Below are 25,378 nucleotides of genomic sequence, written 5' to 3'. Positions count from 1 at the left end.
CCAGCGGACCTCTGGAGTTGAGCTCCGTGACGTGTAGATCGGTGGCGGGCTGGTGTTGAGCAAGAAGTGCCCGGCGGGGATTTCTATTCGGGCAGTGAGACCCGGGTTCTGGGGCCGCCCGAATCGTGTGGGATGTGGCGGGGGTTGGGACGCGTCGAGGCCGCCCGCGCCGACCAGGACCGCCAAGGCAAGGGGGGCACGGTGCCGGCCGCCCAGGCCAGCCCGCCGCCGATGGGGCCGACGACCACCCCCGCGATGATGACGATCGCCACCCACACTCCGCGATTACTGCAAACGCTTAGCGCACGATCCGGTTCCAATGTTCCTCAGACCCCGCACTGGCTGCGGCACTCCGCGCTCAGCATCGGGGTCGAAGTGCCGTTCTCTGCGTCGTGCGTCCGTACGGTCCTTGGAGCGGTACGTGCGCCCCGGCGTCGACGCGGTCGCCCGGCACGTCGCCGAGCGTGACCCGCCGCTACTCCAGTTTGACTGGAGCCCGCCGGCCGCTAACCCTATCCCATGTACCATTGCTGGTTAATGTTTCCGTTGCAGGGCGCGATGAGTAGCCACTGGTGGCTGAAGCCGGCATCCCAACAGAAATTCGGCGCTCCATCTGGATGTACCGCGACGCTGCTGGTGCCATTGCCGTACGTAGTGGCGATAAACCACTGCGAATGGCGGGAGGGGTTGCATGATCCCAGGCCGCTACTGGTCCCGGCATCTAGGCACAGACCGTTGTCGGAGCGGGCCTCCCAGGCCCCGCCCGTTCCCACTGCGTAAGAGGTGAATCGCTGGTTCGCGTTGCCGTTGCAGGGCCAGGTGCTGACCCAGCCACCACCCGCGTCCAGACAGTTGTTATCCTTCGCGCCCCAGCTCACAATTGGGGTGCCTGATGATGCGTGTGCCGGAGCGGTGATCCCGAAGGCTCCAACGAGTAGCGAGGCGGTGAGCAGAATCAATCGGCGCCATCCCCGCTGGCGTGGGCTTGTTCCGGTCTTCGCTGCAAGGCTGTGGTAGTCGGTTGTGTCTGGACGCGGCTTCGCGGCTGTGCTGGTCAGGTGGTTTCGCAGTCTTGGCATTTTCTCCGGCATTTCTTAAATTGGGAGTCCCGCGTGTAGTCCGGCTTAGGGGGTGCAAGCGCCCACAGTCGCGGCGTGCATTGTCATCCAGGCGGTGGCTCAAGCTCAACCGTGTTGGGATCTGACAGGAGGAAAGCTGCGCACATTCTGCTGCCGAGCCCGTTGGGGGGCTGATAGAGCCTTTTCCCTTGCTCGAATATCTAGCTGCTGTCGCGACAAGAGCGGATTCCCTTTTCTCGGCCGAGCCTACGGGCGGCGCTGGGTGGCAGCCAGAATCCCGTACGATTCCGTACACTCCGAACACTCCGAACACCGGTGTCCGTGCCAGCCGATGACCCTGCGCCTGCCGAAAATTCCGTCCATGCAGTTCAAGCGGCATGTTGGTATTCGTGGAGGACTCCGCCGAGCCGGTCTCGTCGGCGTACCTTGAGGTCGACGATTTCGACTGGATCCGGGACGGCGCGTGGTGGAGCCTGTGGGTGCCGAAAATTGGTCCACCGATGTTGAGCTGGTGTTATCCCGATCCTGATCACCATCATTTGAGCGAGCGCTCAACCTGGTTTGATCAGAAGCTCAACTGTCGGGACTGGTGCCGCTTTGTCGCTGCAGGGCAAGCACTGTGTTTGAGTTTCGGGGCACTACGCGGCGCCGATCAGATCAGCAGAAGTAGGGGGACCATGGTGCGCCCGCAGGGCGCCGCCGTGCTCCGTGCGTGCTCGTACGCCCCGGAACGCACCGTCAGGATCTGACACGGTGTGACATCGAAAGCCGCACGATGAGGGACGAACTGTCACTGAGCCTTGGCGCAGCTGCATGGACCCAGCTTCGATGGAGAGGCTCGAGTTTCACGGCCGATCGAACCCGTACGAGCAGCCACCGAGCAGCCGTTGCTCAGCGATCTGTGCCCACGAATCGATATGAGTGGTGCTGATGATCCGCTTGCAGATGGCCTTCATACCTGGAGCATCCGAATCGGCGCGCAGATTGCCCGCTATGGGCGTGGCCCGGCTGCTCCAGGTCGCGTCGCCGCGTACCTGGAGCGGGCTGTGCCATGGGAGCGATCTCCGAGGAACTCAGTGCTGACATGCTGTTTCACTGGCGCCGTATCCGAAGCCGGCATGCTCTCTGGGTGCTACAGCAGTCGTTCGCGTCGGGTCGCTGCTTCTTCTCGGGTCGCGGTGAGGAATGCCCGGCGGAGTTGTTGCCGTGAGTTCTCGACGTTTGCGGGGGCGGGGCGTTGGGGGTCGGCGTGGTGATAGTAGAGGTGCCAGCAGGTGTGGGTGCCGTGGAGCAGGTTGTCGAGGAGGTCGGGGGCGGCCCGGGCGGGGTCGAGCGAGGTGAGGGGCAGGTAAGGGCTGCCGGGGCTGAGATCGATTCCGGGGTGGTCGGTGTGCGCCTTGCTAATGAGTTCCTGGGCGACCGTGATGCGGTGTTGGCCGCCCGGAATACCGCACGGCCGCCGGCTACGTTCGCGCAGGCACCGCGTACAGGACGGCGACGAGTGACTCGCCCTCGAATCCGATGCGCACGCTGTCCGGATCCTGACGGATGGCGGCGGGAGTAGCGGCTTCCGGCACCGCAGACGGGGGCACCGGCATCGGGTGGAACCCGGCCTCACGCAGCCGGGCGAGCCAGGTGGCGGTCGGCTCGTGACGTTCGTAGCGCTCTTTGTCGTCGGCTGTGCCGACGATGTCGGCCACCTCGCGGCGGAAGAACAGCTTCATCGCGTTGCGGTCGGCGGCCGTCACCTCCAGCGCGTCTATCAGCCGGAAGACGGTGTGGAAGTGCTCCCACGAGTTGTGGAACCGCTCGGGGAGCGCCACCCGATGATGGTCGGAGTCCGGCTCGCATAGCACCACGACGTCCGGTTCGGCCGCGCGCAATCTCTCGAAGAACGTGTTCCGCTCGTCCACGCCGGACGGACTGTCTCGGAGGTGGTGCAGCGCGAACGCGGCGTTCATGACCAGTGGACGTGGCGCACGGCGTACCAGGTCCCACTCCTCGCCGGTCATGTGTTCGGCGAGTCGGGGCACTCCGTGGAAGTCCAGCGTGACACCGGTGTCGCGGATGGCTTGTTCGGCCTGACGGAGGCTGGCCGCTGCAGGGTCCACCCCGATGACCCTCAGCCGTCCGGGTGCCTGATCGCGGTCCGCGAGCGTCCGCAGCACCGCCGCCTCCTGGCCGCCTGAGCCGATCCCCACCGACAGCATGGTGGCCTCGTCCTGACCGGCGAGGTGTCCGGCGAGGAGCGCGCCGCCAATGCGACCTGCCAGATTTACGATCGGCAGGTGTGCGGCCACCAGGTCGAACAGCTGGATCTGCGGACGCTCGAAGCTGCGGAGATAGAGATTGTCCCGCTCGTCTTGGCACGTTCCATGCCGGGCGGCCAAAGCGTCGTGATAGAGCAGATAGAGGAAGTCGTCGCCGCCTGCTTTCTCGGGGTTGATCACACTGCGGAGCTTTTCCAGCCAGCGCTCCGCCGTCTCGGCGCGGCCCGCGTCCGTCTCTTCCACGGCACGGCACAGCAGGTCGAATGCATGGGAATTCACGTTCAAGCCTTCCTTCGACGTCGGTAATGATCGAGGATGTCGCGATGCCCTTGTAAACAACTTGGGATGCGCTTGGCGGTCAGAAATGGACGAGGACGCATCCGCGCGATGACGTCGGCGTGGCTGCCGGGCACCGGTCTCGCCCTCCAGGCCCGTCAGCGGGACCCGCGCACCGAGCTCGCGGGCGAGAGCGCGCAGCGCGATCGTGTACGCCTGCTTGGTGTTGGCCTTGTCGACCGTGGTCAGGTCAGCAGGCTCTGTTAGTGCTGGTCTACCTGCGCAAGGGCGAGACGTTTGGTGAGTTCGGAGCCGGTTTCGGCGTGTCCACGGCGACTGCGTGGCGGTATGTGGAGGAGACGGTGATGCTGCTGTCAGCGCGCTCACCCAAGCTCGGGCAGGCAGTGCGCAAGGCCCAGCGGGACGGGCTGCATTACCTGATGCTGGACGGCACGCTGATCCGCACCGACCGGATCAAGGCCGACCGGCCCTACTTCTCCGGCAAGCATCGCGTGCACGGGATGAACGTCCAGGTCATAGCCTCACCCGACGGCACGATCCTGTGGACCTCGGGATCTCTGCCGGGCAAGACGCACGACCTGAGCGCCGCCCGGATCTGGGGCATCTTGCGTGTGCTGGACAGCGCGGGGATCATCACCCTGGCCGACAAGGGTTGCAGGGAGCGGAGGGGCCGCTGGTCACCCCGTACAAGGGCAGGAACAAGCCCGAGTCCCAGAAGCGAACCAATCGATCACATGCCCGTCTTCGCGGTCCGGGCGAGCGCGCGAATGCCCAGCTCAAGACCTGGCGCATCCTGCGGAAGCTCCGCTGCTGCCCCCTCAAAGCCGGACACCTGTGCAAGTCCATCGCCGTCCTGCAGAACCACGAAGTCGCCAGAGGATGAAAAGGGCTCAGTGTCTAGACCTTATCCGCGCCGTCACATGGCGTAGGCCTTGGTGACGGAGATCTGGGTGTCGCCGAGGAACAGCCAGCCCGGTGGGGTGATGAAGCCTGGAAGTGCGGACATCTCACTGGGATTCCGGCTGACGTCGGTGACCCGCAGCCGGATCTTGTCGCCGGGAGCCTTTATGGTCAGCGACGCCTCGACTCCCACCGGTCCCGGGGCGTGGAAGACGAATCCCGCCGGATCGGCCTTTATGGAGCGCCCCTCGACGGTCAGCGAACGCACCATCGCGGTGTCCCCGTCCACCCGCAGGCCGATCATGGTTGCTCCGCGCTCGGAGTGGATCCGGACGCGCAGGGTTCGCATGCCCTGCCGGGTCGTGTCCGCGAGCACTCGCAGTGAGGGCGCCGGCATCGGGGCGGCCTTCGCCGGGCTGAGGAGCTTGGACCCGCCGCCCCACAGGTCCGCCAGCGGCACGCCGGTCGCGTCGGCGCCGCCATAGCGGCGGGCCCACCGGTCAGGCGCCTTCGAGGTCAGCCAGACGGCTTTGCCGGTGTCCGCGTCGAGGCCGTACGCCAGGCTGGTTCGCCGCGGGTGCTCCTTGTCGATTGGCTCGACCAGCAGGCCCGCCGCCACCAGGGTGATTGAGATGACCAGCGCGGTCAGCGGGATCAGCGGGGAACGCCTGCGCGGCCAGACCACCTCGATCAGCGGCAGCAGGAGGCCGCCGAACAGGATCATCAGGGGCATGGGGGCGTAGCCCGCGTACTGCAGGCCTGTCGGCAGGGTGTTCCACGCGCTGGGCAGCAGGATCAGGGCGCCCGGCACGAGACCGGCAGCGAGAATGAGGACGCGCGACCGCGGCGGGCAGCAGAGCGCGGCCAACCCACCCAGCGCCGCCCCCAAAGCGGGCCATGCGGCAAGGTGCGACGCTCCGGGCGCCACGATGCCGAGTCCGAGACCGATCAGGGCCGCCCAGGCCAGCATGCCCAGCGCCAGTTCGGCGGGGCCAACGCGACGGCGCAGCAGCGCGTACCACGCGATGAGGATCGTGCCCGCGAGCATCAGTACGGCAAGCCACAACAGCTCCGGCCGATACGGCGTCGTGGTGGCGGTTCCGCTGAGTTCGGGCCGGATCACCTTGAGCAGGTCCCAGACGAAGACACCGACGCCCACCCCGAATCCGATCGGGACCACGGCGAGCGCGGTGCCGAGCAGCGTGCGCCGCAACGTGACCACGCCCCGGTGGCGGGCCAGGAAGATCAGTGCCAGTGCCGCCAGCAGGGCGACGGCGCCCAGCAGGGAGGCCGCCCAGGTCGGATAGCGGACCAGCAGGCCGGGCGGGACGTTGAAGTAGACCAGGTCGTTCCCGGTGGCCAGCCGCGCCAGGTCGGTGCCGCCGAACGCGCGCACGAGCGCCAGCGTGTTATCGCCCATCTGCTGCAGTGCCGCGAGATCGACGTGCACGGGGTCGTCGAGAACGCTGTGGTACAGGGTCCCTGCGTTGGCGTAGGCGGAGTCGAGTACGGCCATCCCGCCGGGTTTGAAGGCGGTGAAGTCGGTGTCGTTATTGAGCAGTTTCATGAGCTCGGCGTACACGGAGTCGGCCACGGGCATCGGCGCCGCCGATCCGAACATCGAGATCAGGCCGGAGTTCGACTCCGTGCTCCGGAACATAAGCACCGGCCCCTTGGCCCCGCGCGCCTCGTTGTTGAGCACCACGCTCCGCCCCTGTGCGAGCGGGTGGTCTTTGACGAACGCCTCCGAACCCAGGAGCCCGGCCTCCTCAGCGTCGGTGATGAGGAACACGATGTCGTTGCGCAACCGTGTGCCGTCCGCGACCAGCGCCCTGGCCGTCTCGATCGCGCTAGCCGTGCCGGCCCCGTCATCGTTGGCACCCGGTCCCTCGGGGACGGAGTCGTAGTGAGCGGTGACGAAGACCCGGCCCGTGGGAGCGGTCCCGGGTATCACGGTGACGATGTTGAAGACGCGCCCGGCGGTGACGGGGTCGCCCTGCTCGTCGAGTGGTGAGACGCCCACTGCCTCCTGTACCTCGGGCCGCAGGCCCAGCCGCCGTAACTCGCCGACCAGGTAGTCGCGGACCCGGGTGTGCTCGGCCGTGCCGACGGGGTGGGGTTTGACGGCGAAGCGCTCGATCTGGGCGAAGGCCCGCTGCGCGCTGAATTCCCGATCGGGGGCGCCGGCCGGGCTCACCGCGGTGGGGGTGGTGTCCCTGATCGCGCCGACGGCGATCAGCAGGAGCACGCCCAGGGCCAGAAGTCCGGCAGCGAGTGAGCGCCGTCTCGATGCGTGCTCGTCCGCGGCTACTGATGTCATCCTCGGTCACTCCCCGGGTTCGTGTCCTACGTGTCCCCCTTGTCGCGGCATCGGGGATCACCGCGACGGAGTATTGCAGAAGAAATGCTGCAGCGAAACTTCTGCAATATGCAGGCGAGGAGTTGTAGGCTCGCAGCGTGGCGAACAGACCGTCGATCCGGCAGCTCAGTGATCCAGGTGCGCACAAGGCGCTCGGCCATCCGCTGCGACAGCGGATCTTGCGGCATCTCGGCATCCACGGCCCGGCCACGTCCACCACGCTCGGCCGGGCGCTCGGTGAGAACACCGGGACGCTCAGCTATCACCTGCGCCAGCTTGAGCGCAACGGGTTCATCGAAGAGATCCCCGAGCGGTCGACCGGAAAGGAGCGCTGGTGGCGGCAGATCAGCGCCGACCTGAGGTGGCCCTCGGCGGGTGAGATGGACGAGGAGTCGCAGAAGCTCCTCGACGAGATCACCGAGTTCAAGGTCGACCAGGAGCTGGAACTCGCCCGGCGCTTCTTCAGAGACCATCGGCGGTACGGGGAGTGGGCGAAGGCGTCCCGCGGGCTCACTCACCTGACCCGGGAAGAACTCGACAAGTTCTTCGAGGCGTACATGGAACTGCTGTCCAGATTCGGCCGCGCGCCGGAGGACGCGTCGCCGGGAGCGCGGCCGGTGTTCCTGAGATTCTTCACGATGCCCGCCTCCGAGGACCCGCCGTCCTGACGCCCGGTCTCGGGAGCCTGGGCGCCCACAAGGCCATCGACGACCGCTTCTTCAGGCCTAGTTGTACTTGGTCGAGATCTTGGTGACACGTGGCCGTGGGTGATCGAGCATGAAGAAGACCTCCGGGCGTAGTGGGGTGTAGCCGCCGTGGCGTGCTGTTGAGGCAGGCTGCCAAACGCGATCAGCAGGTAGCCTGCGGCCACCCACGTGAGTAGCACGACGAGAGGACGTGTCAGGCCGACGCTGAAGGCTACGTCCCGTGGCGGTGAACGCGTTCGGTGGGAGGATCGGCCCGATCACGCTCATCCAGTGGGGCAGGAACCAGCCCGGTGTGCTTGCGCAGCTCGTGGCGTTGCCTAAGGTCATGGTGGTCAGTGCGACAAAGCCGATTCGGGGGTCGAAGTGCAGCGGAACGAAAACGTACGCTAAGCCCGTTCTCGCAGGTCAGCCGTGAGATCTGAACGCCGGCATCCGGAGAGGCTTGACGTACGTTCCCGTTCCATCGCACAAGCAGCGGTTCGCCTTCGCCTTTCGGCGGCGGACCCCTGTCCCGCTCGAATTCACGGTTTCGTGCTGTGAGCTGGGGTTTTGCCGCATGATCAGGGCGGCGGCTGCGACCATCACGAGGTGGCGTTGTCGCTTGTCTACAGGTTGGTGGGGGGCTTGTTCGGCCTGCTGGCGGTGCTGATGTGTCAAAGGATGTGGAGCTGCTGGTGCTTCGTCATGAAAACCAGGTGCTCCGCCGTCGACTCGGTGACTGGCCGCGGTGGGGTCACACCGACCGGCTCTGGCTTGCGGCGTTGTCGCGATTGGTCGTGGGCGGAGGTGTTCCCGGTCACCCCGGCTACGATCTTGCGTTGGCATCGCAACCTCGTAGCACGCAAATGGACCTTCAACGGCGGACGGCGTCCTGGACGGCCCGGCACCCGCCGGCCGATCAGTGGCTGATGATCCTTCGTCCGTCGCCGACCTCGCGGCCGTGCCACGGGAACCAGCTGGCGTCTGTCGGCGGCTTGAACGTGCCGACCGCGTCGTGCAGATCCCTGAACATGCGGCCCACGGCCGCCGCGCCCTCGAGAGACCAGCCGCCAGGGTGGGCGAAGCCGCCCTCGATGTAGGTCAGCATCTCCCTGCCGTCGGCGTCGTACCCGGTCCCGACCACGCGAGGGGCTGCGGAGAACCCCACGTCTTCGAGGTGGCCGAGCAGGACGTGTACGGCAGGCGTCCACGGACCCGAATCGCGCACCACGACGTCGCCATGACGGTGAACAGTGCTTCGCCCGTACCCAGTGGTCAGTTCGATCTCCGTCACGGCTCAATTTTTACAGCCGCGTCAATCGATTTCGGCTCCCGTGGTGGCCGGCACCTCGTGTGCCTATGTCAAGGTTTCGTGCAAGGTGGCGAGCTCGGCGCGGTACCCGGCCCTCAGCCGCGGGTCTCGGCGGTGAGCGCCAGGACGACTTAGTCGATGCATCCAGGCACAAAGCCAAGTACCGATCATCGAACAGGCCAGACACCTGCGAGAACTGCACGACGGCTGCGGGGAGTCAACCGCAGCACCTCTTGGACGCCATAGTGCGCAGACAGAACTGCATCGCGCGGACGCCAAGGCAGCAAACCTCACCCATCCCAAGCTCGCGCACGTTGTGCTGTGAGCTGGGGTTTTCCTGCGGGATCAGTGCTGGGGCTGCGACCATCTCGAGGTGTTGTTGTTGCTGGTCTTCCCATCCGAAGGCACTGATTGTGCGGATGGCGCGGGAGAACCCAGCATGGGGGGCATCGCGGCCGTTTGACGGCTTATGGGTGGGATTTCGGTTGCTGGAGGACGACGTCCGAAAGTTGGCAATGTCAAGGCGTAGCACTTCCTGGTCGGAGGTGATACGACCCATTCATCGTTGTGTGCTGAAATATCGGAGGCAACGTGACTCCTGAGAACGCGTTACGCGCGTTGGCTGACGGCTTCGACGGCGAAGTGATCCGGCCTGAGGACGCCGATTACGAATCGTCCCGCCGCGTTTGGAACCAACTGATCGACCGCAAACCCGCTGCCATCGCATGCTGCCGAACCCGAAATGATGTCGTCTCGGCACTGGTGGTCGCACGTGACACCGGCCTCGAACTCGCCGTGCGCGGCGGCGGGCACAGCTTCCCCGGCTTCTCGACGACGGAGGGCGGCTTGGTCTTGGACCTGGGCCCGATGAAGCAGATAGTCGTCGACGTAGAGCGGCGGACGGCCAACGTCGGCCCTGGTGTGCGGTGGGGTGAGCTCACCGCGGCTGCCGCACAGCACGGCCTCGCGCCGGTCGGCGGGCACGTCGCCGATGTGGGCGTCGCTGGGCTGACGCTCGGAGGGGGCAACGGGTGGTTCGCGCGGGTCTTCGGGCTCGCCTGCGACAACCTCGTCGCGGCCGACGTCCTGACCGCTTCGGGGAAGATCGTCCGCGCGAGCGCCGACGAGAATCAAGACCTCTACTGGGGCCTGCGGGGCGGCGGCGGCAATCTCGGGATCGTTCTCGAGTTCACGCTGCGCCTGCACCCGGTCGACCGGCTGCTCGGCGGGATGGTCCTGCACCGGTTGGAGGACGCCGCCGACGTGCTGCGCTTCCTCGCCGGGCACGGCCAGAGCGCCCCCGAGGAGGTCAATGTGGCGCCGGCGATCCTCGCCGGTCCGCCGGCGCCGTTCGTTCCTCAGGAATTGCATGGGAAGCCGGTGCTCGCGCTGGCGATGTGTTACGTCGGGCCCCTCGCCGATGGGGAGGGCGAGCTCGCGCCGGTGCGCGGGTTCGGCAGACCGTTCGCCGACCTGGTCGAACCAACGACGTTCGAGATACTTCAGCACATCTTCGACCCGCAGGGGCGGCCCACGCCCTATCACATGCGCTCTCACCTTGGCGGTGCGATAAACGAGGAACTCATCGCCGCAATGATCGAGCACGGCGGCGGGCTGAGTTCGCCGAACAACGGTGTGCTTCTGCTGCCGATGGGTGGCGCGGTGGCGCGAGTCGCGGCCGACGCCACCGCCTTCCGGCACCGGGAGGCGTCCTACTGCATGGAGGTCGGGGCGGCCTGGTCGGCGGACGACGAGAACCCGCAGAGGCACATCGAGTGGGCTGACCGCTTGTGGGCCGAGACACGGTCATGGGCCATCGGGGTGGAGGTCAACCACCTCGCCGACGAGGGTTCTGAGGGGGTTCGCCGGGCCTATGGCGACAACTATCAGCGGCTCGCCCAAATCAAGCGAACCTGGGATCCCGACAACCTTTTCCGGCTTAACCAGAATGTTCCGCCCGCTACTGCCGACGATCCTGGCCCGCGATAGCCGTCGCCTTCGCTGACGTAGCTCGCACCGGCGAGGTGCGCTGAGTGCGACGGCTCTGTTGACAGTTGAACCAAGCAAGCGAATGCTTCGGATAGATCCGTAACGGGCGCCAGGCGCGAGGTGCCGTCAAAGGTCAGCCTCACGTCGAAGGGATTCACCATGCCCGCGGACCAGAACCCCCAGCCACGCGTGCACACCAGGCGCCAGGTCTTACGCGGCGCCGTTGTCGGCGCGGGAGCGGTGCTCACCGGCGGCGTGCTCGGCGTCCCCGCCCATGCGGCGGTCGCCGACTACGACGTCGTCGTCATCGGCTCCGGCGCGGCCGGGATGACGGCCGCGCTGAGGGCGGCCAAGCGCGGGCTCCGCACCGTGGTGATCGAGAAGGCGCCCACGTTCGGCGGGTCGGCGGCGCGGTCGGGAGCGGGCATCTGGATCCCGAACAACGAGGTGATCCTGGCCGCCGGAGTGCCGGACACACCCGCCAAGGCGGCCGCGTACCTGACGGCCGTCGTGGGCGGCACCGTGCCGGCCGACCGGCAGGCCGCCTTCCTCGCGCACGGCCCCGCCATGATCTCCTTCGTGACGCGCAACAGCCCGCTGCGCTTCCGGTGGATGGAGGGCTACTCCGACTACTATCCCGAGCTGCCCGGCGGCATGCCGAACGGCCGCTCCATCGAGCCGGACCAGCTGGACGGCCGGGTACTCGGCGCGGAACTGGCCCGGCTGAACCCCTCCTATATCCCCACGCCCGCCGGGCTGGTCGTGTTCAGCGCCGACTACCGGTGGCTCACGCTCGCCGCGGTCAACCTCAAGGGCGCCGCCGTGTCCGCCGAGTGCGTGGCCAGGTACACCGCCGCCGCGCTGCGCGGCGAGATCCCCCTGACGATGGGCCAGGCGCTGGCCGGCGGCCTGCGCGCCGGGCTGCTCGCCGCCGGCGTGCCCGTGTGGCTGAACACCCCGCTGGTGGACCTGCAGTTCGACGGCAGCGGCCGGGCCACGGGCGCGCTCGTGTCGCAGAACGGCGCCGAGGTGCTGGTCAGGGCCGCGCGCGGAGTGATCGTCGGCTCGGGCGGCTTCGAGCACAACCTCGCCATGCGCACCGAGTTCCAGCGGCAGCCTATCGGGACGGACTGGACGGTCGGCGCCCAGGAGAACACCGGCGACGGCATCCGGGCAGGGCGCCGCGCGGGCGCCGCGCTGGACCTGATGGACGACGCCTGGTGGGGGCCGGCGATCCCGCTGCCCGGCGAGCCGTACTTCTGCCTGGCGGAACGCACCCTGCCCGGCTGCATCCTGGTCAACGGAGACGGCGTGCGCTTCGTCAACGAGGGCGCGCCGTACAGCGACGTCGTGCACGTCATGTACGACCGCAACGCCACGGGACCGCACATCCCGTCCTGGCTGGTCGTCGACCAGAACTACCGCAACCGCTACCTGTTCAAGGACATCGCCCCGACGCTGCCGTTCCCCGACGAGTGGTACGCCGCCGGAGCCGTCCACAAGGCGTGGACGATCGGGGACCTGGCCACGAAGATCGGCGTGCCGTCCGCGAACCTGCGCCAGACCGTCAGCCGCTTCAACGGCTTCGCGCTGACGGGCAAGGACCTGGACTTCCATCGCGGCGACAGCGTCTACGACCACTACTACACGGACCCCGTCGTCAAGCCCAACTCCTGCCTCGCGCCGCTGTGGCTGCCGCCGTTCTACGCGTTCAAGATCGTCCCTGGGGATCTGGGCACGAAGGGTGGGATGCGCACGGACGCGCGGGCGCGCGTGCTCCGCGCCGACGGCTCCGTCATTCCCGGCCTGTACGCCGCGGGCAACGCCAGCGGCGCGGTCATGGGCAACAGCTACGCCGGCGCCGGCTCGACGCTCGGGCCCGCGATGACGTTCGGCTACGTGGCCGCCGACGACATCGCGAACTCGACGGGCCCCTGACCGGGCAGGCGGCGGACCCGTGTGCGGTGCCAAAAGGGTTGAGACCGTGGTTGAGCTGGGCGTTCGCAGGGTGGTTAGGCAGCTCTGCGGCACTCGCTGATCAACCCGGTGACGGTCCTTCGATGGCGGATCCGGGCGGTCATGTCGATCACCTTGCCTAGGTCGTGCATCGGCGGATGAAGAGAGCGGCCTTGATGCGGGCGATGATCGTTGAAGTGGCGTTCATACTCGGCCAGGACTGTGCGCAGGTGCCGTTCACCGTAGATGATCAGGTGGTCGAGGCACTCACGGCGTAGCGTTCCCACGAACCGCTCCGCGAACGCGTTCGCCCGCGGCGACCGGACGGGCGTCTTGATGATCCGTACACCACTGGCGGCGAAGACCTCATCGAACGATCGGGAGAACTTGCCATCGCGGTCTCGGATGAGAAACCTGAACATGCTGGCGCGTTCACCCAGTTTCATCAACAAGTTCCGGGCTTGCTGAGTGGCCCAGGCGCCGCTTGGGTTGAAGGTGACGCCCACAATGCGCACGCGGCGCGTCTTGATCTCCATGACGAACAAGACGTACAAGCGCTTGAGGAAGACAGTGTCGACGTGCAAGAAGTCGCACGCCAAGATGCCGGAGGCTTGAGAAGTCAGGAACTGCCGCCAGGTCGGTGACGCCCGCCGTGGCGCTGGTCCTAGACCGGCCGCGACCAGGATCCGGCGGATTGTGCCTTCACCAATCCGATACCCGAGGCCGAGCACTTCACCTTGGATGCGCCGGTGCCCCCATCGTGGGTTCTCCCGGGCCAATCGGAGCACCAGATCCCGCAGTTCGTCCGGGACCGGCGGGCGCCCGACCGTGCTCGGATAACTCCAGTGCTTGGTGACCAGCCGGCGATGCCAGGCCGACAAGGTGCCCGGCGTCACGATCCGATGGAGCCGAAGCCGCTTGGGCAACAGCCGTGCCAGCGCTGCCAGCAGCGCCCGGTCGGCCCAGTCCGGTCGCGGCCGGGCGACCTGACGACGCAGGACGGCGATCTCATGCCGCAGCACCAAAATCTCGACATCCTTGGAGGCATCGCTTCGCACGAGGAGGCTCAACCAGCCGAACAACCGGACGATCAGCAGGTACAGGAGGCGTAGAAACACAAGCGCTGAGCATAGAAAACCAGGTCAGATGCCGTGTACGAGTTTTGGCACCGCACACCGATAGGCGATCAGCTGGACAGGGTTGCGGCGTTGCCTTCTGGCCCTTTCAGGTCATACGCGCACGGGCCATCTCGACATCTTGGGCGTCCAGTGCTGGGGGAGCCGTTCGCGCCGGAACCTCTCCGGGCTGTGCATGCCCCTGTCCAAGGTTGAGCCGCAGGCCTGCGCGTCCGATTCTAGGGCGCGCAGGCGAACGTTCCTCAAGACAGGCCCATCGCGCTCACCTGCTCGGCGGACTGTGATCACGTGGGTCATGGTGCGTGAAGGACCAAGCCACTCACCACCGAGTTTCCCGCTTGCTGTTTTGGCGGTTGAAGTCGTGTCCGGCCTGGGCCAGGTATCACCTGGACGCCTGGTACTGAGTTTCGAGGATGGCGCGATAGGCGTCGCTGCGCTTGCTCAGGCTGGCGTGGGTGCCGTGTTCGACGACACGTCCGTGGTCCATCATCACGACGAAGTCGCCGGGGGCGAGGCGAGGGATGCGGTGCGCGATGACGACCAGCGTGCGACCGCGGCCGCGCTCCCTCAGCGCCTCGTGGACACGCTCGGCGGTGGCGCCGTCGAGGGCACTGGTGACCTCGTCGGCGACGAGGAGCGGGCTGTCGGCGAGCAGTGCCCTGGCGATGGCCAGCCGCTGGCGCTCTCCGCCGGACAGCCGATGGCCCGCCTGCCCGACCGGGGTGTCGTACCCCTCGAGCGAGGAGGTGACCAACTCGTCCAGGCAGGCGAGCCTGATCACCTGGTCCAGCTCGTGGGGAGGGATGTTATCGCGTGCGAACCGGAGGTTCTCGATGATCGAGGTGTTGAACAGGGTGGGATGCTGCGGGATCAGGGTCGCGACCTCGCGGAGCCGCTCGGCGTCGGTGAAGCCGGATCCGGAGATCTCCACCGTGCCCTCGCCCGGCGACACCAGCCCGGCCATGATCAGCCCAAGGGTGCTCTTGCCCGAGCCGGTGGGGCCCACGACCACGGTGACCGACCCAGCGGGGATGTCCAGATCCACCTTCAACAGGACGGGGCGCCCTGAGCCCTCGAAGGAATGGGAGACGCCGCGGAGCCTGAGGGCGACTCCGCCCTCGATGCCGCAGGGGCGCGCGGACCGGGGGGCGTCGGAGGCAGGCGCGGGGCCGAGATACTCCAGGACGCGCTCGAACATCGCGATCGAGGCCTGCAGGCTCCCGCTGAGTTGGAGCAGGCTCTGGATCGGCCCGGCCAGCCGGGTCTGAAGGACGACCAGGACGACGATGGCACCAACCGACAGCCCGGGTACAATGCTGCCGCCGACCCAGTAGATGGCAGGGGAGACCAAGGCGAACGAGGCTCCGATGACGGCGTAGGCCACCGTGCCAGCGATCCGCTGGCGATAGGTGGTGTCCTGGATGCGTTCGCAGACCTCGACGAAGCGCGCCCGCTGCCTCCCAGTACGGCGCAGCGTGCGCCCGAGGATGACACCTCCCAGGGAAAGGTCCTCCGCCACGAACCGCAGAACGGTGGCCAGGTGCTCCTGACGCCGCTTCGCCAGCACCCGCCGCCGCCGGGCGAACCGGTTGTTGAGGAGGCTGAGCAGGACCGCCAGCGTCATCGAAACCAGCGCGAGCGGCCAGCTCAGGATGACCATGACGACCAGCGCGGTCACCAGGCTGGTCGTCGCGGCCAGCGCGCTTTGGGCGGTGTGCGTGATGAAGCCGTCGACCCCCTCGATGTCGCTCACGAGCCGTGTCTGGATCTCCGACTCACTTTCGGCCGTGTAGTAGTGCAGCGGCTGTGTCCGCGCGCGGTCGTAGACCTCGACACGCAAGTTGGCGACGACGCGCTGGCCTATCCAGTTGGTCAGGGCCGTCTCGGCGACAGTCACGACGCTGCCCAGCAGCCCGGCGCCGATCATCGAGACGCAGAGCAGGGCGAGCAGCCGCCCGTCCCGGTGGGGCAGGGCGTCGTCGATGACCCGCTGGAGGAGGAGCGGGCTGACGATGCTTGTCCCGACCAGGACGAGCACCATCACAAGCGAGCCGCAAACCTGCCAGCGGAACGGCGCGAACCGCCTGGCCATGTGCCAAGTGACGCCCCAGGTGGTCAGGGACATCAGGGCGCCGGAGGGGGCTGCGGCGTGCTGTAGCCCACCGCGATGGTGAACAGGTGCCGCATCGCGATGCCGTCCTGCATGAACGTTCCTGCGAGGTGGCGGTTCGCCTTGCCGTAGACCGAGCAGTCGAGGCCATAGGTGCGCGCCGCGAGCCAGACGGCGTACCCGAGGGCGCCTGCCCGGACCAGCAGCTGGCCGTACGTGTCGGCCCCGAAGCACCCCGCGGGGCAGCAGATCAGGACGAGCGTGGGAGCGTGCGCGTAACTGTCCCGCAGCTCCTCGAGCCAGGGCGCCTCTCCCGCCCGGCGCAGCTCGCCGGAGGCATGGTCGCGCACGTACAGGCCGGCGGGCAAGCCGTCGATCCCGTAGGCGGCCACCGCCGTTCGGAGGTCGGCGGCGCCGCCCAGACCGGCGGGCCGCTGACGGCGCTGGGAGGTCTCAGCCAACTCCAGCACGCCGAGCAGATCCGCCAGGGCAGGACGCCGGGCATCGAACTCCCGGACCGACCGGCGCCCGGCGAGGACCTCCTCTAGGGCAACGGCGTTGGCAGGCAGGGGAGGCGCCGCGCGGTCGTGCGCCGCGCCGTCGCCGCCGAAGGGAAGGGCGACCGGGCGTCGAAGCAGACCGGTCACGGTCTCGCCCAGTTCGCCGTCGGGCATCAGGGGCACGCTGTACCTCCTTCGGAGGGCGGCCGGCGGATCCCCGCGACCGCGGTGACGAACTGGTCATCTGCTACGAGGCGGAGCACCTCGGCGAGCCGCTCGCCCCACTGGGCGGCGAACTCCACACCCAGCCCCCGCGCCTGTGCCACCGCGGCGAGTTGTGTGGTGGCACAGCCCGCGTCGAGAAGGGCCAGACGCGAGGCGAACTGTCCGTACTTGGAGCCGAGCCGGCCTCGAGCGGCGACCAGGACGAGCACGGCGGCCCAGTTCCCCGCCGCCAGCCCTGTGCCCTCCAGGATCCGAGAATGCCGAACCCGTTCCGGTCTGACGGCGATGAGCTCGTGGGTGAGATCGCTGTAGCGGAACACCGTCCCGGGCAGGCCCGCCACGCCGTCCTCGACAACCACGTAGGCCTCCACCGAGGCGAGGTTGCCCCCGCTCGGGACCCATCGCTGGAGCCGGCCCGCGGACGGCCCGCGGCGGAGTCCCGCCACCCGAGCCAGGAGGTCGGCGAGCAGCTTCTCGTCCAGGGGCGTCCCGTCCGCGGGGACGGGGTGGCAGAAGATGCCGTCCACCGGTTCCGACACCTCCGGCAGCGCCAGCCGCGGGTGCGTGGTGAAGCCGGGGCGCTGGGTCATCAGGTCCGTCAGCGGCGCCATCTCGACCGGCGGCCGGTCGTCGTCGGGCATGAGGCAGAAGGGCGGGGGACGCATCTCCCACTCGTAGGCATCCGCGAGGTTGGCGGCGGGACCGCAGTCGCGGCAGTCGGCATAGGGGACGACCAGGTATTTCGCGCTCGTCCAGTCCTGGAGGGAGACCCGGGTCACGGAACGGACGCTCGACAGTTCGGGGAGCCTGCCAGCGATGGCCAGCGCCTCCGCGGCGGCCCATCCGGCGAGCGCCTCGACCGGAACGACACCACTCGGCGCCTCCCAGCCCATCTCCTCGCGTCCTCGCGCCAGGCAGGCCGGGCAGGCGGTGACACCGGGGAAGAAGCAAGGGCCGATCTCGACGTGGCCGGCGTCCGCGGCGACGCGGAGGACCGGCACATCGAGCGGGCCATAGCTCGCGACCGTCTGCCGGAAGGTCGTGGGGTCGTCAGCCCCGTCCACGACGACGGCGAGGGTGGGGGACGCGTGCGGCGGCAGGGGATCGGCCGACACCGAGCCGACACCGCAGGCCAGCAGGTCGTGGGCGATCTTGGAGGTTATTCGTTCGTCCCCGTGGAGCGCCACGGCGGCGCCGGCGAGGACGCCGAGCAGCCGGCCGGACCCCGAGTAGTCCCCCCTCGCCCCGACGGTACGGGAGAGGTAGGCGACGACCTCCTCCGACGCCGTCCCGCCGCCGGCGGGCGTCTCGGCTTCGTCCAGCAGCCCACGGTTCCCGAGTAGCGTGAGCACCTGCCGCAGTTGCGGCGGGCTCAGTCCCGAGAGCTCGCACAGCTCACCGTCGTCGTGTGAGCCGTCAAGCAGCGGCAGCAGTCGGGGCAGCACCTCGGTGGCCGCCGCGCCGCGGAACACGTGGCGGTACCGGGCGCCCTCGACGACGAGCTGCTCGCCTGCCCTGACAACGACCAGGCCGAGGCACAGCCGTACCGGCCGGATTGTGGGCTCAGCGGCCATCGGCGACCACCTCCTCGGTAAGCCGGAACAGGACCCGCAGGTCGCGCTCCGGCATCCTGGCATCACAGCGCGAGCAGCCGTGGCAGGGAGTGAGGCGGTCGCTCCTGACGGAGAGCCCGCTCAACGAGATCTTGATCACTCGGGTCCCCGCCGACGGTCCGTCGCGCAACAGGGCGCCGGCCACTCCCGCGGCCACCCGCGCGTGCTGGGGAAGGAACCCGCCGGGACCGCACGTCTCATCACGGTCGTAGGCGGCGTGCAAAGCGTCCGTGCTGTTCCCCTCTCGGTCGTGCTGCCTGCGCCGGTCGCGGTAACAGCGGAAGCACGCGCCGGTGCCGGGGCCCATCCACGGCCCGACCAGGATCGAGGCCTGCTCCCTGATGACGGGCAGCCACGCGCTCCCGCGGCCGTGCGCGAGATCGTCTACGCGTTGGCACAGAGCCTCGGCCGGTCGCCACAGAGCGACTACGAGCGGGGCTGTATCGCGGAGTTCGTCCGCGGTCGCGAGTGTCCGCGCGCCATCGAACTCCGCGGCGAGGAGGCCGGTCACTGACCGGCCGAACGGTCCGGCGGCCAGCAGGGCAGGGCGCGGCGGATCCGTCACGGGAACGGCTGGGGCCATGGGTTCAGCTCCTCTTCGGCCAGTACGCGGTATCCCATGCGCGCGGGCGCCCGGTACAGGCGGGGATGCGCCTTGAACTGCGCCATCGGGTTCGGGCACATGGGCTGGAGATCAGGGATGACCACGCTCACGGCGGTCAGCCCGACGTCGGCGAGCTCGCGGGTGGTCCTGTCCACGGCCACGGTGCGCATGCCCTCCCTGCTCAACGTGGACACGAGCCCGGCCAGCGCCAGGTCTGGGTCGTCGGGTAGCGGCATGCGGCCGGAGGAGACGGGCATCTCGGGACGGTCGAGGAGGAAGTCGAACGCGGATGCGCGCTCGGCGGCGCCCATGTAGATGGCGCCGTCCTCCAGAGAGGTGAACGCGGTGGGGTCGTTGGGCTCCTTGTCGCGGATCAGGCCCAGGATGCTCACCGCCTCGTACAGGGCGCTCTCCGCCGCCTGGGCGAGGGTTCGTCCCGTTCCCGCGCCGACCGTACGGCGGGCACGCGGGTCGTGGTCGGCGGCGAGGACGCAGTAGACGGTGGGCACGCCGAGCTCGGACGTCGCGTCGAACAGGTACGGCTCCACGAAACTGCGTCGTCTCAACTCAACGAGGGCGCGCACCGTTTCGGAGTGGTCGGCTGGCGCGAGCACGGGCAGGGGAAGCCGCTGCAGCCACACCACGGAGATCATGTCCCGCTCGGCGACTTCGCAGATGCCCCTGACCAGTGCCTCCACGGGATCGGTGTGCACGGCGTAGCCCGTGGAGATCCGGAAGACGAAGTCCTCTGCAGGGACCGCGTCGCGCAGGCCGTAGCAGGCCATGGCGGCGGGAACCCAGGTCATCTGCCCGCTGGCCAGGTCCAGGCCACGCACCCAGCGAATCGGCGCCCCCGGGTCCGGCCTGCGGACCGGGCACGCGGGGTGGGCGTACTCGCTCTCGGCGCACCGGGGAAAGCGGCTGAACTCCAGGCAGTCACCGGCCAGCTCCCCGGGGGTCGCCCAGATGCGATGCTCGCCCAGGAGGTCCGAGCCGGCGTAGCGTTCGGCGCTCTCTGCGATGGCCAGGAACCGGGCCTTCTCCGGCGAGCCCCACGCGCGACCGCCGCCGGCCACGTGACGATCCCTGTGGGCGCCGAGGCCGGGGTTTCCACTGCCGATGGACGCCTTGCCGAAGGGGACCTGGTCCGGCTCCTGGGCGGTCGTCGTGTCCAGCGTGGCGGAAATGACCCCATAGGGGGAGACGAGATCGTCGAGTGCCGTGAAAGTCGTCATGCGTGATATCCCCGCTTCGGGGCGACTGAACGCCGGAGCTTAGCCCGCCGCCCAGTCGCCGAAACCGTCGTGTCAGAGACAGCCGGACACGGAACCACAGCACGCGACGCCGCAGCCGCCGGCGGTACAACCGATGGGGTCCAGGTTGCCGCAGGGCGTTGCCAGGTCAGGCTCATCCACGGACAGATCCAGGTGCTCCGATGACTGCATACCTCTGCTCCTTCTGATCGGGAAGGCACCAGTAGAGCCGAAGCCGCTGAAATGACGCTGAAATCCCGTTGAAGCACGGACAGGAGCCATGATCGACTCCTGTGGGTAGACTCCGCATCGAGGAGTCGACCATCCCGACCTGGAGCGGTGAGCGGTGGAGGACAGCCTGACGTTCCGGCTGCTGGGCCCCGTGGGAGTGTGGCGGGACGAGCGGCTGCTCGGGCCCGCCACCGCCCAGCAACGATCGGTCCTGGCGGCGCTCCTGCTGGACATCGGCAAGGTCGTGTCCGTCGAGCAGCTGATACAGGTGATATGGGGAGAGAACCCCCCGGGCTCGGCGCGGAACGCGGTGCAGGGGTATCTGTCGAAGCTGCGCCGCATGCTCACCGCTCTGCCGCAGGTCACCCTGATCACGTCGGCGGGAGGTTACCGTCTTGTCGCCGCAGCCGAGAGCGTGGACCTCTACCACTTTCGCGACCTGGTCGAGCGCGCGCGGCACAGCGAGCCCGCCGCGGCCGGGCCCCTGCTGGCCGAGGCCTCGCTGCTCTGGCGGGGACCCGCGCTGGCCGACGTCTCGGACAGCCTGCTCCTCCGTACCGCCGGCGCCGCCTTGGAGGAGGAGAGGATCGCCGCGGTCGAGAGGAGCGCGGAGATCGCCCTGGACTCCGGGCGACCTGAGGAACTGCTCACCGACCTGTCAGCGCTGGTGGCCGTCCATCCGCTCAGGGAGAAGCTCGTACGCCTGCTCATGAGCCTGCTGGAGCGGAGCGGCAGGCGAGCGGACGCCCTGACGCTCTTCCGCGACACTCGTCGGCGGCTGATCGACGAGCTGGGCATAGAGCCGGGAAGCGAACTGCAGGAGACGCACCGGAGAATCCTCAAAGGGGAGCGCACACCGCTGTCCCCCGCGGCAGGCGGGGCCATGCTCCCTCGCCAGCTACCAGCCGACGTGGCGCACTTCACCGGCCGTGAGCAGGCGATGTCGGCTCTGGAGGCGCTGGTGTGCCAGATGGGCGAGGACTCGCCGAACACTGTGGTCCTGGCCCTGGTCGAGGGGATCGCGGGGGTGGGCAAGACCGCGCTGGCGCTGCGTTTTGCCCACCGGTATGCCGCTCACTTCAGCGATGGCCAGCTCTACGTGGACCTGCATGGATTCGATCCTGTGCGCGCACCGCTGACACCGCGGGAGGCCCTAGGCCGGCTGGTGCGCACGATGGGCGTCGAGCCACGGCGGATCCCGGCCGAGTTGGACGAGCTCGCGGGCCTGTACCGATCCCTGATGGCGGGCAAGCGCATGCTTGTCCTACTCGACAACGCGGCCACGGCCGAGCAGGTCAGGCCGCTCATCCCGGGCGCGCCCACCTGCCTGGTGCTGGTCACGGGCCGCACCCGGCTGCGGGGCCTGGTCGCCCACGACGGCGCCCGTCCGCTCAGCCTCGACCCGTTACCCCTCGACGAGGCCCTGGAACTGACGCGGAGAATCATCGGCGGGGAGCGCGTCGAGGGCGAGCCCGAGGCGGCCGCCGAGCTGGCCCGCCTCTGCGGCGGCCTCCCGCTGGCGCTGAGAATCGCCGCCGCCAACGTCCACGCCCACCCTGGCCGGAGCATCGCCGACCAGGCCGCGCGAATGGCCGTGGGTCGGAGGCTGGACGCCCTGGTGATCGAGGGCGATGAACAGCGCACGGTGCGCACGGCCTTCGACCTCTCCTACTCCGCGCTCAGGCCCGAGGTGGCCCACGCGTTCCGCCACCTCGCGCTCCTTCCGGGCGCGGGCTTCACCGCCGAGGCCACGGCGGCGCTCATGGGCCTGCCGGTCGGCGAGAGTGAGAGGTCGCTGCGCCGACTGGCCGCGGCCGGCCTGGTTGAGGAGTACGTGAGCGGGCGCTACCGGATGCACGACCTGGTGGCTGTCTATTGTGCCGAACGCGCCAGGTCGGATCAGGCAGGACACGGCGAGGCGCGGGCGAGGCTGTTCGCGTGGTACCTGCGGACCGCCCACGCGGCCGACAAGCCCCTGAAGCTGCCCTTCCTCCAGCTCCCCTACGAGCAGGCCGAGCCTTCTCCGGACGATCTGCGGTTCGAGGACGCGGCAGACGCCCTGGCCTGGCTGGAGGCCGAGCGGCATAACCTGGTCGCGGCCGTCGAACACGCCGCGTCGCACGGCCACCGCCGGGCGGCCTGGCATCTCGCCGACGTGCTCCGCGGGTTCTTCTGGCTCCGCAAGTATCACGCCGACTGGATGACCGTCGGCGAGTCGGGCCTGCGGGCGGCCGAGGCGGAAGGCGACCATCTGGCCAGGAGCGCCATGGCGGAAAGCCTGGCCCATCTCCATGCTGACCTGGGCAGACACCAGTCCGCTATCGGCTTCCACACCATGGCCCTGGAGATCAACCGCGGCAACGGATGGCGGCTACGCGAGGCCAACACCCTATGCAACCTCGGCAACCGGCACGCGCTGTCGGGCGATCTCGGCCAGGCGATCACCTATTTCACCGAAGCCCTCACACTGGCCCGCGTGATCGACTGGCGCGAGGGAGAAGCGAGGATACTCGGCAATCTGGGCGGTTTGTGCTGGGACTGCGGGATGCTGCACGACGCCCTGAAGTACTGCGCGCAGTCGCTTGCCGCGTTGCAGGAGTTCGGCTCCCAGTACGCGCACGTGGTGCCCCTCCTCAACATGGGCTGTGTCCAGCTCGAACTCGGCGACCTTGGCGGCTCCGCGGACGCCTTCACCCGCGCACGCGCCCTCTGCGGCAGCGCGGGCGTCCACGACGGTGAGGCCAAGTGCCTGGTCAACCTCGCCAGGGTGCACCACCGGGCTGGCCACTGCGACCAAGCCGCCGAGACGGCCGAACGCGCCCTTTCGGCCATCCAGGATGTCGAGGCAGGCCAGGCCAGGGTGGACGTCTTGAACACCCTGGGGAGTGTGCGGCTCGAACTCGGCGCCGCCGACACCGCCGTGGATCACCACCAGCGGGCGCTGGCCATCTCGCGGGCGACCGACAACCCGCGGGGCGAGGGGGAGGCGCTCGTCGGCCTGGCCTCGGCCCACCTCCACCTGGCCAGACAGGACGAGGCGCTGATCCACGCCGAGCAGGCACTGACCCTCATGTCCGCCACCGGGCACCGCGTCGTCGAGAGCCAGGCCCTCATGGCCCTGTCCGACATCCGCTTCGCCAAGGGCGACGACCGCCAGGGCCTGCAGTACGCCGCCCGTGCACTGGCCATCCACCACGCCACCGGCTACTCCCCCCGCTGGACCCCGAGGACCCCGCCGGCCTGACCCGCGCGCCCACGAACGCGGACGTCAATCGGCGCCTTGACAGCGCGGGTGCTGAAAATTCATCCGTGCAGGTCTGCGCCTGCCGACAATGCCATCCACCCTGTGGGGCTCAAGAACTCGAATCGCCTTCAAGGCAGAGGCCCTCGTTCGGTGGACGGAAGAGGCGTGGGCGCCGAGTGGCTGGTTCGGGTCGCCTGGGATCATGTTTCGTGATCTTGTCTACGGTGTACGCCGTCACCCGCCGTCTGCTGTCTTTGCCCGCGCTGCTGCTACGGAGGAGTGCCTCCAAGGAGGCGGAACTGCTGGTCCTACGCCATCAGAACGCGGTCCTACGCCGACAGGTCCCGCGGGTACGCTACGAAACGGCCGACCGCCTGTGGTTGGCGGCGCTTTCGCATCTGATCCCTCGCCATCGCTGGGCGAAGATCTTCTCGATAACCCCGGCCACGCTGCTGGCCTGGCACCGCAACCTCGCGGCGAAGAAGTGGGACTACAGCAATCGTCGCCGTCCCGGACGGTCACCCACCCCGGCGGCGGTCAAGACCCTCATCCTGCGCATGGCCGCGGAGAACCCGAGGTGGGGCCACCGGCGCATCCACGGTGAACTCACCCGCCTCGGCCACAAGATCGCCGCCTCGACCGTCTGGAACATTCTGAACCGGGCCGGGATCGACCCCGCTCCGCGCCGCAGCGGGCCGACGTGGAAGCAGTTCCTGACGGCCCAGGCCGAGCACATCGTCGCCGTGGACTTCCTGCATGTGGACACCGTCAATCTCACACGCCTGTATGCCCTGATCATGCTTGAACACGGCAACCGCTGGGCCCACCTGCTCGGCGTCACCGCCAACCCCACCGGATCGTGGACCGCCCAAGCTGCTCGTAACTTCCTGATGAACACCGGCATCGTGATGACGAAGCCGATGTTCTTGATCCGCGACCGCGGCGGCCAGTTCACCGACGCCTTTGACGCGATCTTCACCGACGCTGGCCTGCGGGTCATCAAAAGTCCACCGCAGGCCCCGAAGGCGAACGCGCACTGTGAAGGGCTCATCGGCACCCTACGCCGCGAACTCCTGGACAGCATGCTCATCCTCAACGAGCACCATCTCCGCCGCACCCTCACCCGCTACCTGGAGCACTACAACACGGCCCGACCTCACCGCGGCATCGGACAGTTATCCCCATCGCAAGCCGAAACAGGACCGCCAACCCCCATCGACCTGGCCGACCAACGAGTCCACCGCAGAGCCATCCTCGGCGGCCTCATCAACGAGTACCAGATCGCCAGCTGATCAGGTTATCGGCTGACACCGCCCCGAGAACCGGCAGGTCAGACACCGCATCCTATTTATGAGCCCCACACGCTGACGATTGCCGTCGACCGTCTCGACACTGGCGTCGTTGTCCATGCACGCGTCGATGAGCACCCGCCGACGGAGGGGCATCGCGAGGGTGAGGTCGACGCTCATGGCAGGCATGGTGTGAATCGAAATGGGCGGTCAAGGCTCGAGATCCGAAGAGAAACCATCTCGGCCTCCGGCCACCACACCAGAAACGATCAGCCCAATCTTGGGAAGCGATCATCAACCGATGACTATCCCCGCTGCCTAACCC

18 protein-coding genes and 1 pseudogene are annotated in these 25,378 nt (G+C 68.3%); 7 read left to right on the top strand and 12 right to left on the bottom strand.

The annotated features are described in order from the left end of the window. Positions 1 to 83 precede the first annotated feature (83 nt). Positions 84 to 272, bottom strand: a complete 189-nt coding sequence (locus ACIBHX_RS23220; protein ID WP_397069283.1) for a hypothetical protein — start codon at positions 270 to 272, stop codon at positions 84 to 86. A 240-nt stretch (positions 273 to 512) separates the two neighbouring features. Next, positions 513 to 1,079, bottom strand: a complete 567-nt coding sequence (locus ACIBHX_RS23215) for an RICIN domain-containing protein (protein WP_397069572.1) — start codon at positions 1,077 to 1,079, stop codon at positions 513 to 515. A 389-nt stretch (positions 1,080 to 1,468) separates the two neighbouring features. Here ACIBHX_RS23215 and ACIBHX_RS23210 point away from each other — a divergent pair, with 389 nt between their 5' ends. Further along, a complete protein-coding gene (locus ACIBHX_RS23210) occupies positions 1,469 to 1,828 on the top strand; it encodes a hypothetical protein (RefSeq protein WP_397069282.1) in 360 nt (119 codons plus the stop codon). A 714-nt stretch (positions 1,829 to 2,542) separates the two neighbouring features. Here ACIBHX_RS23210 and ACIBHX_RS23205 read toward each other — a convergent pair. Beyond that, entirely contained in the window at positions 2,543 to 3,628 is a 1,086-nt protein-coding gene (locus ACIBHX_RS23205; protein ID WP_397069571.1) for a GRAS family protein, read from the bottom strand. A 119-nt stretch (positions 3,629 to 3,747) separates the two neighbouring features. Between ACIBHX_RS23205 and ACIBHX_RS23200 the strand changes: the two are divergent. Then, a pseudogene (locus ACIBHX_RS23200) lies at positions 3,748 to 4,529 on the top strand (transposase family protein). Positions 4,530 to 4,562: 33 nt separating this feature from the next. Here ACIBHX_RS23200 and ACIBHX_RS23195 read toward each other — a convergent pair. Then, positions 4,563 to 6,866: a M20/M25/M40 family metallo-hydrolase gene (locus ACIBHX_RS23195; protein ID WP_397069281.1), complete on the bottom strand. Its 2,304-nt coding sequence runs from the start codon at positions 6,864 to 6,866 to the stop codon at positions 4,563 to 4,565. Positions 6,867 to 7,003: 137 nt separating this feature from the next. On the opposite strand from ACIBHX_RS23195, the gene ACIBHX_RS23190 reads away from it, so the two are divergent. Then, a complete protein-coding gene (locus ACIBHX_RS23190) occupies positions 7,004 to 7,573 on the top strand; it encodes an ArsR/SmtB family transcription factor (protein ID WP_397069279.1) in 570 nt (189 codons plus the stop codon). 937 nt (positions 7,574 to 8,510) lie between these two features. Here ACIBHX_RS23190 and ACIBHX_RS23185 read toward each other — a convergent pair. Then, positions 8,511 to 8,885 (bottom strand): hypothetical protein, encoded by a 375-nt coding sequence (locus ACIBHX_RS23185; protein WP_397069278.1) that lies wholly within the window; start codon positions 8,883 to 8,885, stop codon positions 8,511 to 8,513. Between the two features lie 609 nt (positions 8,886 to 9,494). On the opposite strand from ACIBHX_RS23185, the gene ACIBHX_RS23180 reads away from it, so the two are divergent. Both ACIBHX_RS23180 and kstD read left to right on the top strand, forming a co-directional pair. Beyond that, the gene (locus ACIBHX_RS23180) at positions 9,495 to 10,892 is read left to right on the top strand and encodes an FAD-binding oxidoreductase (protein ID WP_397069277.1); all 1,398 of its coding nucleotides are present in this window, start codon (positions 9,495 to 9,497) and stop codon (positions 10,890 to 10,892) included. Positions 10,893 to 11,051: 159 nt separating this feature from the next. Beyond that, entirely contained in the window at positions 11,052 to 12,830 is a 1,779-nt protein-coding gene (gene kstD, locus ACIBHX_RS23175) for a 3-oxosteroid 1-dehydrogenase (protein WP_397069276.1), read from the top strand. 74 nt (positions 12,831 to 12,904) lie between these two features. On the opposite strand, the gene ACIBHX_RS23170 is transcribed toward kstD, so the two are convergent. The 6 genes from ACIBHX_RS23170 to ACIBHX_RS23145 all read right to left on the bottom strand — a co-directional run bounded on the left by ACIBHX_RS23170 (position 12,905) and on the right by ACIBHX_RS23145 (position 20,271). Beyond that, entirely contained in the window at positions 12,905 to 13,966 is a 1,062-nt protein-coding gene (locus ACIBHX_RS23170) for an integrase core domain-containing protein (RefSeq protein ID WP_397069275.1), read from the bottom strand. A 400-nt stretch (positions 13,967 to 14,366) separates the two neighbouring features. Beyond that, positions 14,367 to 16,076, bottom strand: coding sequence for an ABC transporter ATP-binding protein (locus ACIBHX_RS23165; protein ID WP_397069274.1), 1,710 nt, complete (start codon positions 16,074 to 16,076; stop codon positions 14,367 to 14,369). Between the two features lie 32 nt (positions 16,077 to 16,108). Further along, positions 16,109 to 16,777 carry a hypothetical protein gene (locus ACIBHX_RS23160; RefSeq protein ID WP_397069273.1) on the bottom strand — a complete coding sequence of 223 codons (669 nt, stop codon included), beginning with the start codon at positions 16,775 to 16,777 and terminating at the stop codon, positions 16,109 to 16,111. Beyond that, the gene (locus tag ACIBHX_RS23155) at positions 16,768 to 18,393 is read right to left on the bottom strand and encodes a nitroreductase family protein (RefSeq protein ID WP_397069272.1); all 1,626 of its coding nucleotides are present in this window, start codon (positions 18,391 to 18,393) and stop codon (positions 16,768 to 16,770) included. The genes ACIBHX_RS23160 and ACIBHX_RS23155 overlap by 10 nt, the downstream gene beginning before the upstream one ends. Continuing rightward, positions 18,383 to 19,015 (bottom strand): TOMM precursor leader peptide-binding protein, encoded by a 633-nt coding sequence (locus ACIBHX_RS23150; RefSeq protein ID WP_397069271.1) that lies wholly within the window; start codon positions 19,013 to 19,015, stop codon positions 18,383 to 18,385. The genes ACIBHX_RS23155 and ACIBHX_RS23150 overlap by 11 nt, the downstream gene beginning before the upstream one ends. Next, positions 18,994 to 20,271 carry a YcaO-like family protein gene (locus ACIBHX_RS23145; protein ID WP_397069270.1) on the bottom strand — a complete coding sequence of 426 codons (1,278 nt, stop codon included), beginning with the start codon at positions 20,269 to 20,271 and terminating at the stop codon, positions 18,994 to 18,996. Before ACIBHX_RS23145 ends, ACIBHX_RS23150 begins: the two co-directional genes overlap by 22 nt. A 364-nt stretch (positions 20,272 to 20,635) precedes the next feature. On the opposite strand from ACIBHX_RS23145, the gene ACIBHX_RS23140 reads away from it, so the two are divergent. Both ACIBHX_RS23140 and ACIBHX_RS23135 read left to right on the top strand, forming a co-directional pair. Further along, positions 20,636 to 23,764 (top strand): BTAD domain-containing putative transcriptional regulator, encoded by a 3,129-nt coding sequence (locus tag ACIBHX_RS23140; protein ID WP_397069269.1) that lies wholly within the window; start codon positions 20,636 to 20,638, stop codon positions 23,762 to 23,764. Between the two features lie 224 nt (positions 23,765 to 23,988). Further along, the gene (locus ACIBHX_RS23135; protein WP_397069268.1) at positions 23,989 to 25,056 is read left to right on the top strand and encodes a transposase; all 1,068 of its coding nucleotides are present in this window, start codon (positions 23,989 to 23,991) and stop codon (positions 25,054 to 25,056) included. On the opposite strand, the gene ACIBHX_RS23130 is transcribed toward ACIBHX_RS23135, so the two are convergent. Next, on the bottom strand, positions 25,057 to 25,233 hold the full coding sequence (locus ACIBHX_RS23130; protein WP_397069267.1) for a hypothetical protein: 177 nt from the start codon (positions 25,231 to 25,233) through the stop codon (positions 25,057 to 25,059). It lies immediately after the preceding gene. Positions 25,234 to 25,378: the final 145 nt, after the last annotated feature.

This window comes from Nonomuraea sp. NPDC050536, assembly GCF_044457685.1.
Taxonomy (GTDB): Bacteria; Actinomycetota; Actinomycetes; order Streptosporangiales; family Streptosporangiaceae; genus Nonomuraea.
This window is presented reverse-complemented; position numbering and strand designations above follow the sequence as displayed.

Coding starts and splice junctions, on each gene's coding strand:
- ACIBHX_RS23215 (WP_397069572.1), bottom strand. CDS start 1,079: ATGCCAAGACTGCGAAACCACCTGACCAGCACAGCCGCGAAGCCGCGT.
- ACIBHX_RS23195 (WP_397069281.1), bottom strand. CDS start 6,866: ATGACATCAGTAGCCGCGGACGAGCACGCATCGAGACGGCGCTCACTC.
- kstD (WP_397069276.1), top strand. CDS start 11,052: ATGCCCGCGGACCAGAACCCCCAGCCACGCGTGCACACCAGGCGCCAG.
- ACIBHX_RS23165 (WP_397069274.1), bottom strand. CDS start 16,076: ATGGCCAGGCGGTTCGCGCCGTTCCGCTGGCAGGTTTGCGGCTCGCTT.
- ACIBHX_RS23155 (WP_397069272.1), bottom strand. CDS start 18,393: ATGGCCGCTGAGCCCACAATCCGGCCGGTACGGCTGTGCCTCGGCCTG.
- ACIBHX_RS23150 (WP_397069271.1), bottom strand. CDS start 19,015: ATGGCCCCAGCCGTTCCCGTGACGGATCCGCCGCGCCCTGCCCTGCTG.
- ACIBHX_RS23145 (WP_397069270.1), bottom strand. CDS start 20,271: ATGACGACTTTCACGGCACTCGACGATCTCGTCTCCCCCTATGGGGTC.
- ACIBHX_RS23130 (WP_397069267.1), bottom strand. CDS start 25,233: ATGAGCGTCGACCTCACCCTCGCGATGCCCCTCCGTCGGCGGGTGCTC.